This window comes from Streptantibioticus parmotrematis (assembly GCF_019890615.1).
Taxonomy (GTDB): domain Bacteria; phylum Actinomycetota; class Actinomycetes; order Streptomycetales; family Streptomycetaceae; genus Streptantibioticus_D; species Streptantibioticus_D parmotrematis.
Window position 1 is genome coordinate 39684 of the sequence record NZ_JAINVZ010000004.1, and the last position, 11076, is coordinate 50759.

Sequence of the window (11076 nt, forward strand, 5' to 3'; positions counted from 1 at the left end):
CGCGCGGGTATGAATAGCCTGTGCGTATTCGCAGGTCACCGTCGGTTGGCGGAACGCACGGGTGGAACGGGTGACGGATCGTGAACGACATCGGCGGCAGCGGCGGTATCGGTGGCATGGGCGGCTTCGACGACGCGGGCGGCAAGGCGCCGCTGCGCGCACGCCTGCTCGCGGCGCGCCGCGCCATGACGGCCGGGGAACGCGAGCGGGCCGCGCGGGCGCTGGCCCGGCACGCGGGGACGCTGCCCGAGCTGGCCGGGGCCGCCACGATCGCCGGGTACGTGTCGGTCGGCGGTGAGCCGGGGACGCGCGAGCTGCTGGAGACGCTGCGCGAGCACGGGGTGCGGGTGCTGCTGCCGGTGCTGTGCGACGACAACGACCTGGACTGGGCGCGCTACGAGGGCCCGGGGAGCCTGGTGGCCGGGCCGCGCGGGCTGCTGGAGCCGTCCGGGCCCCGGCTGGGGCGGGACGCGGTGCTGGCGGCGGGCACGGTGCTGCTGCCAGGCCTGGCGGTCGACGCCTCCGGCACCCGGCTGGGCCGCGGCGGCGGCAGCTACGACCGGGTGCTGGAGCGGCTGACGCGGGCCGGGGCGCGCCCGGTGCTGATGGTGCTGCTGTACGCGCACGAGGTGGTCGCGGCGGTCCCGAGGGAACCGCACGACCACCCCGTGCACGCGGTGCTCACCCCCGAGGGGGTCAGGCGCTTCGCGGCGCCTACGGCTTGAGCGTCAGGGTGTCCTTGGTCGCCGAGCCGACCGCGCTGGGCGAGAACGCCCACGGCAGCAGCTTGCCCTCGGCCCACAGCTTGGTCTGGTCCGAGTAGTGGGCGTCGTAGGCGTGCCCCGAGGCGCCGGTGAGGTTGATCCAGCGTGACTTGTCGAAGTCGGCGAGGTTGACCACCATCCGCATCGACGGCACCCAGGTGACGTCGTAGCCGGACGCGGCGTTCCAGCCGGTGGCGTCGACCGCCTCCTCGCCGCCCGCCAGGTCCCAAGGCCCGCGGTCGAGCAGCCACTTGACGATGTCGGGGCCGTCGGTGCCCAGCGTCTGGTTGCGCAGCGTCATCTGGTGCAGGCGGCTCCAGCTCCAGGTGTCGATGTCCTTGCCCAGCTTGGAGGTCAGCTCGTAGCGGGCGTCGTGCATCGCCTGGAGCAGCAGCTTGTCGCGGTTGTTCGACGCCGTTCCGGTGGGGGTGGACGTGGTGCCGAGCGGGGTGGGCGTCGCGGTGTTGATGGTCGACATGTTCCACCACGCGTTGTTGGCGTCGGGGAGGATGTTCCGTACCACCTCGAACCACCGGTCGCCGCCGTCCGGCTGGGCGTCGGTCGGGTCGGCGGTGCCGCACTCGGTGACGAGGGCCTGGGTGCCGTTGAGGTTGTCGACCGGTCCTGAGTTGTTGGCCGGTGGCACCCTCAGGCACTGGCCCTGGGGCCGCAGTTCCTTCGGCATCTTGTTGCCGAACGCGAGCTTGAGCAGGTTGCGCCAGACCGCGTTGAAGTACGCGGCCGCGGCCGAGTCGCCGTCCTGGTTGTAGTCCCAGCCCTGGAGCAGCTGTTGGGCCTCGCGCACATAAGGGTCGGTGACGTTCGCCTTCAGCAGGTAGGGCACGAGCAGCTGGGCGATCTCGCTGCTGTCGTCCATCTGCATGGACTGCATGTCGTCCATGGAGATCTTGCCGCCGCCCTGGAGCTTGGAGGCGATCAGGTCGTTGATCCGCTGGCTGCGGGTGCCGTACTCCCAGTCGTTCGTGATCAGGTACGGGTAGTCCTTGCCGACCACGGGCTGGTTGGCGGTGACGATGTAGCCCTGCTTGGGGTCCTCCTCCCAGGGCATCGCGGAGAACGGGATGGAGCGGCCGGTCCAGGTGTAGGCGGGGTCCCAGCCGGGCGCCGGGTAGGTGCCGTCGTCGCCCTTGGGGCGGATCGGGATCTGCCCGGGCGCCTGGTAGCCGATGTGGCCCTTGGTGTCGGCGTAGATGAGGTTCTGCGACGGCACGTCGAAGTCCCGTGCCGCGTCCCGGAACTGCTGGAAGTCGGTGGCCCGGTCGATCTCGAAGACCGCGTCCATGGTCTTGCCCGGGGTCAGCGCGGTCCACTTCAGGGCGACCGCGTAGCCGCCGGCCCGGTCGGGCGCCGAGTCGCCCACCGGTGCGGTCTTGCCGACGTCGGCGAGCTGGTCGCTGTAGTCGGACACCAGCGGGCCGTTGTTGGTGGTGCGCACCGTGATGGTGCGCGGCTTGCCGCCCGCGACGTCGATGGTCTCCTCGCGGGTGGTGAACGGGATCTGCCTGCCGTCGTACAGGTACGTGGTCGGGGTGACCTTCTCCAGGTACAGGTCGGTCACGTCGGCGCCCAGGTTGGTCATGCCCCAGGAGATGTCCTGGTTGTGGCCGATGACGACGCCGGGCATGCCGGAGAAGGTGTAGCCGGTGACGTCGTAGGGGCAGGCGGCGCTGACCGTGCGGCAGTGCAGGCCCATCTGGTACCACAACGACGGCATCTGCGGGGCGAGATGGGGGTCGTTGGCCAGCAGCGGCTTGCCGGTGGTCGTATACCTGCCGGACACCACCCAGGAGTTGGAGCCGATGCCGCTGCCGGACGGGCCGAGCAGGGCGGGCAGCTTGTTGACGGTGTCGGCGAGCTGGGCGAGCTGACCGCTGGTCTGCTCCAGCGCGGTCTGCGTCCCGGCGGGCGGCGTCGAGTCGGTGCTCGTACCCCCGGATGAGCCGGTGCCGGACGGCGGCACGAACTTCTGGCCGTCGTCGGTGACCGAACCGCCCTGGATGATCGGGCTGTTGCGGTCGTAGGGGTAGGACGGGTAGAGCTGCTGGATCTGCGCGGTGGTCAGGCGCGAGGTCATCAGCGCCCGGTCGATCTCGTCCTGCATGTTGCCGCGCAGGTCCCAGGCCATCGCCTTGAGCCAGGCGATGGAGTCCACCGGTGTCCACGGCTGCGGCTGGTAGTTGTTCTTCAGCCCGAGCACCGCGTACTCCACCGACAGCGCGGAGCCGTGGTGGCCGGCGAGGTAGGCGTTGACGCCCGCGGTGTAGGCCAGCAGGTACGACTTGGTGGACGCCGACAGCTGGGTGTCCCACTCCTGCTGGGCGACCTGCTGCCAGCCGAGGGTGCGGATGAAGGCGTCGTTGCTCACCTGGCTCGCGCCGAACATCTCGGACAGCTTGCCCTCGGTGAAGTGCCGCCGCACGTCCATCTCGTAGAAGCGGTCCTGCGCCTGCACGTAGCCCTGGGCCCGGAAGAGGTCCTGCGGGGTGTCGGCGTAGATCTGCGGGACGCCCTGGGCGTCGCGCATCACCTGCACCGGGCCGGACAGGCCCTTGAGCTGGAGGGATCCGGTGGTCTGCGGGAAGGAGGCGCGGACCGTACTGACGCTCCAGTACGAGCCGTAGCCGATCCCGGCCACGAGCAGCAGCACCAGCACGAGCACGAGCAGACGTGCGCGGCGCCCCTTCTTCTTCACCGGCGGGGCGGAGGTGTTGGCGGGCATCGCTGTCCTTCGCGGGGCAGGGTGGACCGAAGTACTGGCAGCCACCATATGGGGCCCGGCTGGGAGCGGGAGAACTCGGTCCCGTCCCGAGTCCCGCCCCGCGCCCCTTCCCGCTTCCCGTCCGCGTCACGTCCCGAGGGACGGACGCCCGCGAGCCGAATTGCCAAGGACAGGTAAAATGTTGAGGTAGGCAATCAACTGGCCGCCCGGCCCGCCCTGTTACGGCCCGCCCTGTCGTGGAAGGACCGCACCCTGTCTGTCGAGCACCTCAACGAAGTCCTGCTGGTCTCCGCTCTCGTCCTGCTCGTCGCCGTGGCGGCGGTACGGGTCTCCTCCCGCAGCGGTCTGCCGAGCCTGCTCATCTACCTCGGCCTCGGCGTCGCGATCGGGCAGGACGGCATCGGCCTCAGGTTCGACGACGCCGCGTTGACGCAGGTGCTCGGCTACGCGGCGCTGGTCGTGATCCTCGCCGAGGGCGGTCTCGGCACGAAGTGGCGGGAGATCAAGCCCGCGGTGCCCGCGGCGGCCGTGCTGTCGACCGCGGGCGTCGCCATCAGCGTGGGCGTCACCGCGTGCGCCGCGCACTTCCTGGTCGGCCTGGACTGGCGGCAGGCGTTCATCATCGGCGCGGTGGTCTCCTCCACGGACGCCGCCGCGGTCTTCTCGGTGCTGCGCAGGGTGCCGCTGCCGGCCCGGCTGACCGGTGTGCTGGAGGCCGAGTCGGGCTTCAACGACGCGCCCGTGGTCATCCTGGTCGTCGCCTTCTGCACCGCCGGGCCGGTCGAGCACTGGTACGTGCTGGTGGGCGAGATCGCCGCGGAGCTGGCCATCGGCGCGGCGGTCGGCATCGCCATAGGCAAGCTGGGGGCGCTCGCGCTGCGCCAGGTCGCGCTGCCCGCCTCCGGCCTGTACCCGATCGCGGTGATGGCGCTGGCGGTGCTGGCGTACGCGGGCGGGGCCATCGCGCACGGCAGCGGCTTCCTCGCGGTCTACCTGGCGGCACTGGTGCTGGGCAACGCGGCGCTGCCGCACCGGCCGGCCACCCGCGGGTTCGCCGAGGGCGTGGCGTGGCTGGCGCAGATCGGGATGTTCGTGCTGCTGGGCCTGCTGGTCAACCCGCGCGAGCTGGGCGAGGACATCGTGCCCGCCCTGGTGATCGGCGCGGCGCTGACCGTGGTGGCCCGGCCGGTGTCGGTGGTGGCCACGCTGACGCCGTTCCGCACGCCGTGGCGCGAACAGGCGCTGCTGTCGTGGGCCGGGCTGCGCGGCGCGGTGCCCATCGTGCTGGCGACCATCCCGATGGTGCACGACGTGCCGCACTCCCGGCAGATCTTCAACATCGTCTTCGTCCTGGTGGTCATCTACACGCTCGTACAGGGCCCGACGCTGCCGTGGCTGGCCCGGCGGCTGCGGCTGGGCGAACCGCAGGCCGCCTCCGACCTGGGCATAGAGTCCGCCCCGCTGGAACGGCTGCGCGGCCACCTGCTGTCGGTGTCGATACCCGAGCGCTCCCGGATGCACGGCGTGGAGGTGGCCGAGCTGCGGCTGCCCGCCGGCGCCGCGGTCACCCTCGTCGTACGGGACGGCCGGAGCTTCGTACCGGAGCCGGCGACCGTCCTGCGGCGCGGCGACGAACTGCTGGTCGTGGCGACCGACCCGGTGCGCGACCACGCCGAGCGCCGCCTGCGGGCGGTCGGCGCGGGCGGCAAGCTGGCGGGCTGGCTGGGCGCCACAGGGGAACCGGACAGCCGGGCCGCGGGCGGGTCCTCGCCGCTGGGCCGGGCGGGACGCGGCCGGGCCGGGCGGTCACCGAGGTCACACCGCATATCGCCGGGCGGACGCCGCTGAGACCGATATCATGGCGGGGTTGTGTAAACCCACCAACTCTGCCTGACGCAGAGCTGGCGCGACCGCACGGCGGCCGGTCCCCGCATCGTCTCCCAGGACGTGGACCCGGTATCTACCGCGGACCATGCGCGAGAGGACAGCTCTCGGCGCTCCCGGACACCGCCGGGAGGCGCTACCAGGCGGCGGAAAGGCCCGGCCGTGGGATCCACGGTCACGACGAAGTACACCGACCGGAACGGCTCCGGCACGACCACGGGCGCGACGGCGCTGTCCGCGCGGCCCAACGGCCCCGGCGCCGACGAGAGCACCGCGGAAGCCGGATACGGGCGGCTGCTGCGCACCCCGCACGCCCTGAGCTTCCTGCTGCCCGGCTTCGCGGCCCGGCAGCCGTTCGCCATGCTGACCATCGGCATCGTGCTGCTGGTCCAGCACACCACCGGCTCCTACGGCTCGGCCGGCACCGTCTCCGCGGTCACCGGCGTCGCCATGGCGCTGTGCGCCCCGCAGAGCGGCAAGCTGGCCGACCGCTTCGGGCAGACCGCGGTGCTGGTGCCCGGCGTGATCACGCACGCCGCCTCGGTGACCCTGCTGACCGTGCTGGCGCTGGGGCACGCCCCGCTGTGGGCGCTGCTGCTGGCCGCCGTCCCGGCCGGCGCCTCGGTGCCGCAGGTCGGCCCGATGGTCAGGGCCCGCTGGGGCGCCAAGCTGGAGGGCTCGCCGCTGATGGCGACGGCCGCCGCGTTCGAGTCGGTCACCGACGAGTTCACCTTCGTGATCGGCCCGGTGCTGGCGACCGCGCTGTGCACCTCCGTCCACCCGGCCGCCGGACTGCTGGCGGAGGCGGCGCTGACGCTGATCGGCGGCCTGCTGTTCGCCGCGCAGCGCCGTACCGCGCCGGTCCCGCAGCGCTCCGCCGGGCAGACCGGCGCCTCCGCGCACGGCTCGGCGCTCGCGGTGCCGGGCGTGCGCGTGCTGATCGCGGTCTTCCTGGGCATCGGCGCGGTCTTCGGCGGCATGCAGGTCTCGCTGACCGCGTTCACCGAGTCCATCGGGCGCCCCGGCATCAACGGGGTGCTCTACGGGATCTTCGCCGCGGGCAACATGCTCTCCGGCGTGGCCTGCGGCGCGATCCGCTTCAGGACCGCGCCCCGCAAGCGGCTGCTGATCGCCTACCCGCTGCTGACGCTGGCCTGCTCGGGCCTGTGGGCGGCGCACGCCGTGCCGCTGCTGGGGGCGATCGGGCTGCTGGTCGGGCTGTGCATCGCGCCCTCCCTGATCACCGGCTACACGCTGGTGGAGTCGCTGGTGGCGCCCGCCGCGCGCACCGAGGCGTTCACCTGGCTGACCGGGGCGGTCGCGCTGGGCCAGGCCGCGGCGGCCACCGTCGCCGGGCGGCTGGCGGACGGCTTCGGGGCGAGCACCGGGTTCCTGGTGCCGCTGGCGGGCACCGCGCTGGCGCTGGCCGTGCTGGCGGCGCTGCGCGGCCGCCTGATGCCGCGCGCGGCCTGACGGTCCGCCGAGGCCCCGCGGCCCGGCCCGGCCGCCGACCCGACGGTGGTCTCGGTCACCGTCCGCCCTCGGCAGTGGACTGGCGGGCCGGAATGCTGCACTATTGAGCGTCGTTAGCACTCATTGAGTGAGAGTGCCAGGAGGAGCAAGTGCCGACCTACCAGTACCAGTGCACCGAGTGCGGCGAAGGCCTCGAGGCGGTGCAGAAGTTCACCGACGACGCACTGACCGTGTGCCCGAACTGCGACGGGCGCCTGCGCAAGGTGTTCTCCGCGGTGGGCGTCGTCTTCAAGGGCTCCGGCTTCTACCGGACCGACAGCCGCGGCTCGTCGTCCAGCGGCAGCAGCCCGGCGAAGTCCTCCGGCTCGGGCTCGTCGGAGGGCAAGTCCTCGGAGAGCAAGTCCTCGGACAGCTCCTCCGCCAAGAGCGAGTCGAAGCCGGCCGCCCCGGCCTCCTCCGGCAGCTCGGCGGCCTGAGTCGGCTGCTGACCGGCCGCGCCGGACCGCACGCACGCGCACCCCGGGCCTTACGGCCTGGTGACGGACCCCGTGGGGCAGCCCCCGCGGGGTCCTCGGCGTGCCCGGGCCGCCGTTAGGGTGACGGCATGACGTCACGCAGCAGCGCTCAGGCCCCGCTGGCCGAGATCGCGGTCATCGGGGGCTCCGGCTTCTACTCCTTCCTCGACGACGTGACCGAGGTCGTCGTCGAGACGCCCTACGGCCCGCCCAGCGACTCGGTGTTCGTCGGCGAGGTCGCCGGGCGCCAGGTGGCCTTCCTGCCCCGGCACGGCCGCAAGCACCACCTGCCGCCGCACCGCATCAACTACCGCGCCAACCTCTGGGCGCTGCGTTCGCTCGGCGTCACCCAGGTCCTCGGGCCGTGCGCGGTCGGCGGCCTGCGGCCGGAGTTCGGGCCCGGCACGCTGCTCGTCCCCGACCAGCTGGTGGACCGCACCAAGCGCCGCGAGCAGACCTACTACGACGGCGAGGCGCTGGCGGACGGCACGGTGCCAGGCGTCGTGCACGTGGCCTTCGCCGACCCGTACTGCCCGGTCGGGCGCGCGGTAGCGGTGCGCACCGCGCGGGAGGGCGGCTGGGACGCGGTGGACGGCGGGACGCTGGTAGTGGTCGAGGGGCCGCGCTTCTCGACCCGCGCCGAGTCGGTGTGGCACGCGTCACAGGGATGGTCGGTGGTGGGCATGACCGGGCATCCGGAGGCGGTGCTCGCCCGCGAACTCGGCCTGTGCTATACGACGTTGACGCTGGTCACCGACCTCGACGCGGGTGCGGAGACCGGCGACGGGGTGTCCCACGAGGAAGTCCTGCGGGTGTTCGCGGACAACGTGGGGAGGCTGCGGACCGTACTGTTCGATGTGGTGGGTGCGCTTCCGCTCGCCGCCGACCGCGACTGTTTGTGCGCTCACGCGTTGGACGGTCTTGACACCGGTCTGCCCGTGGCCTGAGCCGCCGGGCGGCCGGCACCGACGACACCAGCGGACACAAGGGATTTCTCAGCAGTGAGTACGGAGAACGGAAACGGCAGGCGGCCCGGGCTGATGGCCGGGTTCAAGACGTTCCTGATGCGGGGCAACGTCGTGGACCTGGCGGTCGCGGTGGTGATCGGCGCCGCGTTCACCGGGGTGGTGAACTCCGTCGTCAAGGGGATCATCAACCCGGTGGTGGGCGCGTTCGGCACCACCGACCTGGACAACTACAAGTCCTGCCTGAAGGGCCCGTGCACCGCGGGACACGGCGTCACCCTGGCGTGGGGCTCGGTGCTCGGGTCGGCGCTCAACTTCCTGATCACCGCGGGCGTCGTGTACTTCATGATGGTCGCGCCGATGGCCCGCTTCCTCGCCATGCGGGCGGCGCGCAACGCCAAGGCGGAGCAGGAGGCGCAGGACACCAAGGCGACGGCCGAGGCCGAAGAGGTGGCGCTGCTGCGGGAGATCCGGGACGCGCTGGTCCACCAGCGCACCGGCCGGGAGACCCTGGTGGAGCCGCGCGGCGGCAGGGACATCTAGCGCCCGGTACGACGGCCCCGTGGCGCAACGGCGCCGGGGCTCACAGGTGGTGCGGCGGCTTCTCGTCCAGGAAACGGGCGAGGTCGGCCGCCGCGTCGCCGCTCGGCCGGTCGCCCCACACCCGGTCCGTCTCGTCGGCGGCGGGGCGGTCCAGCGGATCGTCGAAGACCAGCCCGGCGGGCTCGCCGGACGGCGGCGGGGTCGGCCGGTTCGCAGGGGTCGCGCTCATGCCCTCCAGGGTACGCAACGCGCCCCGCGCACCACCGCGGGAGCCGGGGGCCGCGCACCACCGCGGGAGCCGGAGGCGGCCACGGAACCCCGGGGCCGCTAAAACTTCCGTAAAGACACATCATCCTCACACCCGGCCCCGCCCCCCAGGTTGCCCAGCCCGGCGTCCGCTTGCCAGGATCGGGGGGCTTCACACGCTCGGCCGGACGACACACGGGGGACGCATGAGCGGTCACATCGCGGTCAACACCAACGAACTGCGCACGATGGGCAGGACGATGGCGACGCTGCGCTCGGACTTCGAGCACGGCAGCGACCTGATGAACTCCTTCAGCGGTTACATAGGCTCCGGCGAGCTCGCCGGGGCCCTCGGCGACTTCAGCACCGACTGGTCCAAGAAGCGCGACGAGCTGTGCAAGGGCCTGCAAGACCTCGGCGACTGCGTGACGAAGGCGGCCGAGACCTACGACGGCGTCGACGGCCACCTGGCGAGCGCGCTGCTCAAGGCCGAGGCGGGCAAGGGCGGAGCCGCGAAGTGAGCCACCACGACTTCTCCGGCATCGACTGGGACACCGTTCGCTACGACGACCCGCGGCTGGTGCCCGGCGACCCCTACGAGGTGGCGGTCCTCGGCAAGAAGATGCAGGACATCGCCTCCATGATCGAGACGCAGGCGGGCAACCTGCGCAATCTGGTGGACGGCACCGGCTGGGACTCCGACGCCGGACGCGCCTTCCAGAAGAAGGTCGGCGGCACGGCCGACCTGCTGGCCAAGTCCCAGAAGCGGTACGCGGCCGCCGCCTCCGCCCTGGGCAGCTCGACCTCGGGCAAGGGCTGGGCCGGTGAGCTGGAGCAGCTCCAGGCCGACGCCAAGAACATCCTGGGCAAGCTCAAGACCGCGTACGACGAGGACAACGCCAACCAGAAGAAGATCAGCAACGCGCCGTCCAGCACCAGCGCCTCGGACCTGAAGCAGCTGCACAGCAACAAGCAGCAGACCGAGGGCGACCTGACCACCTGGCAGAACAAGCTCGGCGGCGTCCTCGACTCGCGCGACACCCAGGCGCACAACGCCGCCCAGGCGATCCGCGACGCCATCGACCACGACGGCCTGAAGAACCCGCCGCACCACTGGTGGGACGGCTGGGAGAACCTGGTCGCCGACATCGGCCACTGGGCAGGCGTGGCCGCCGCGTTCCTGGGCGTCGCCGCGCTGCTGCTGTCGTGGGTGCCGGTGCTGGGCGAGGTGCTGGGCGCGCTCGCCGCGATCGCCTCGGTGGTGGCCCTGGTCTGCGACACGATCTCCGCCATCGACGGCAAGGGCACCTGGCTGGACGTGGCGATCGACGTGGTCGGCGTGCTGTCGTTCGGCGCCGGACGGGTGCTGGGCGAGGGTGCCAAGGCGGCCGAGGTCGCGGCGAAGGGCGCCGACACGCTGGAGGAGGCCAGGGGCGCGGTCGCCTCGCTGCGTTCGCTCGGGGTGAGCAGCGACGAGGCGTGGGACGTGGTGCGTTCCGCGAAGGGCAGCGACATCGACGAGGCCCTGGACGCGATCAGCGAGTCCGGCAAGAACCCGGTCAAGATGCTGCCCAGCCTCAAGTCCGTGGTGGGCAAGTCGCTCAACCCGAAGGTCTACATCAACGCCATCAAGGCCTCCAGCAAGGAATCGGCCGACGCGGCCGAGTACTTCAAGGGGCTCAACCCGATGCGCAGCCTGCCGGAGATCGGCAACTCGTCGTTCAAGACGGCGGCGCTCAAGGGCGGGCGCCTGTACTTCGCCAGCCAGGCGGGACCGCTGGCCGCGGGCTGGGGCAACCTGGCCTCCACCGACGAGCCGTCCAACTGGCTCACCGGGCCCGACCTGTTCAACAAGCTCCACATCAAGACCACACCCGGTCTGGGGGCGAACGGCGTTCCCGGTATCAACGGCCACCTGACCCCCCAGGGCGGCTGACCGGATCGCG

The 11076-nt window shown here is 72.0% G+C and carries 9 protein-coding genes and 1 pseudogene; 8 read left to right on the forward strand and 2 right to left on the reverse strand.

Annotation, left to right across the window (positions count from 1 at the left end):
* Nucleotides 1-116 precede the first annotated feature (116 nt).
* Nucleotides 117-725: a 5-formyltetrahydrofolate cyclo-ligase gene (locus tag K7472_RS07500; RefSeq protein WP_222976076.1), complete on the forward strand. Its 609-nt coding sequence runs from the start codon at nt 117-119 to the stop codon at nt 723-725.
* On the opposite strand, the gene K7472_RS07505 is transcribed toward K7472_RS07500, so the two are convergent.
* Nucleotides 715-3504 carry a penicillin acylase family protein gene (locus K7472_RS07505; RefSeq protein ID WP_222975364.1) on the reverse strand — a complete coding sequence of 930 codons (2790 nt, stop codon included), beginning with the start codon at nt 3502-3504 and terminating at the stop codon, nt 715-717. The two genes, K7472_RS07500 and K7472_RS07505, sit on opposite strands and share 11 nt — an antisense overlap.
* Nucleotides 3505-3756: 252 nt before the next feature.
* Between K7472_RS07505 and K7472_RS07510 the strand changes: the two genes are divergently transcribed.
* From K7472_RS07510 to mscL, 5 genes and pseudogenes are all read left to right on the forward strand, one after another.
* On the forward strand, nt 3757-5352 hold the full coding sequence (locus K7472_RS07510) for a potassium/proton antiporter (protein WP_252395298.1): 1596 nt from the start codon (nt 3757-3759) through the stop codon (nt 5350-5352).
* A 267-nt stretch (nt 5353-5619) separates the two neighbouring features.
* Nucleotides 5620-6968 (forward strand): annotated as a pseudogene (locus tag K7472_RS07515) (MFS transporter).
* A gap of 42 nt (nt 6969-7010) precedes the next feature.
* Nucleotides 7011-7337 (forward strand): FmdB family zinc ribbon protein, encoded by a 327-nt coding sequence (locus K7472_RS07520; protein WP_222975366.1) that lies wholly within the window; start codon nt 7011-7013, stop codon nt 7335-7337.
* A gap of 128 nt (nt 7338-7465) precedes the next feature.
* Complete coding sequence (locus K7472_RS07525; RefSeq protein ID WP_222975368.1) at nt 7466-8323, forward strand: S-methyl-5'-thioadenosine phosphorylase; 858 nt, start codon at nt 7466-7468, stop codon at nt 8321-8323.
* A 93-nt stretch (nt 8324-8416) separates the two neighbouring features.
* Nucleotides 8417-8884 carry a large conductance mechanosensitive channel protein MscL gene (gene mscL / locus K7472_RS07530; RefSeq protein ID WP_222976082.1) on the forward strand — a complete coding sequence of 156 codons (468 nt, stop codon included), beginning with the start codon at nt 8417-8419 and terminating at the stop codon, nt 8882-8884.
* 40 nt (nt 8885-8924) lie between these two features.
* On the opposite strand, the gene K7472_RS07535 is transcribed toward mscL, so the two are convergent.
* Nucleotides 8925-9113: a hypothetical protein gene (locus tag K7472_RS07535; protein ID WP_222975370.1), complete on the reverse strand. Its 189-nt coding sequence runs from the start codon at nt 9111-9113 to the stop codon at nt 8925-8927.
* 223 nt (nt 9114-9336) lie between these two features.
* Here K7472_RS07535 and K7472_RS07540 point away from each other — a divergent pair, with 223 nt between their 5' ends.
* Both K7472_RS07540 and K7472_RS07545 read left to right on the forward strand, forming a co-directional pair.
* Nucleotides 9337-9651 (forward strand): hypothetical protein, encoded by a 315-nt coding sequence (locus K7472_RS07540; protein ID WP_222975372.1) that lies wholly within the window; start codon nt 9337-9339, stop codon nt 9649-9651.
* Complete coding sequence (locus K7472_RS07545) at nt 9648-11066, forward strand: putative T7SS-secreted protein (protein ID WP_222975374.1); 1419 nt, start codon at nt 9648-9650, stop codon at nt 11064-11066. Before K7472_RS07540 ends, K7472_RS07545 begins: the two co-directional genes overlap by 4 nt.
* The last annotated feature ends 10 nt before the right edge of the window (nt 11067-11076 follow it).

What these genes read in the sequence shown, in the direction of transcription:
- K7472_RS07540 (WP_222975372.1), top strand. Translation starts at nt 9,337, where the DNA reads ATGAGCGGTCACATCGCGGTCAACACCAACGAACTGCGCACGATGGGC.
- K7472_RS07500 (WP_222976076.1), top strand. Translation starts at nt 117, where the DNA reads ATGGGCGGCTTCGACGACGCGGGCGGCAAGGCGCCGCTGCGCGCACGC.
- K7472_RS07505 (WP_222975364.1), bottom strand. Translation starts at nt 3,504, where the DNA reads ATGCCCGCCAACACCTCCGCCCCGCCGGTGAAGAAGAAGGGGCGCCGC.
- K7472_RS07535 (WP_222975370.1), bottom strand. Translation starts at nt 9,113, where the DNA reads ATGAGCGCGACCCCTGCGAACCGGCCGACCCCGCCGCCGTCCGGCGAG.
- K7472_RS07525 (WP_222975368.1), top strand. Translation starts at nt 7,466, where the DNA reads ATGACGTCACGCAGCAGCGCTCAGGCCCCGCTGGCCGAGATCGCGGTC.
- mscL (WP_222976082.1), top strand. Translation starts at nt 8,417, where the DNA reads ATGGCCGGGTTCAAGACGTTCCTGATGCGGGGCAACGTCGTGGACCTG.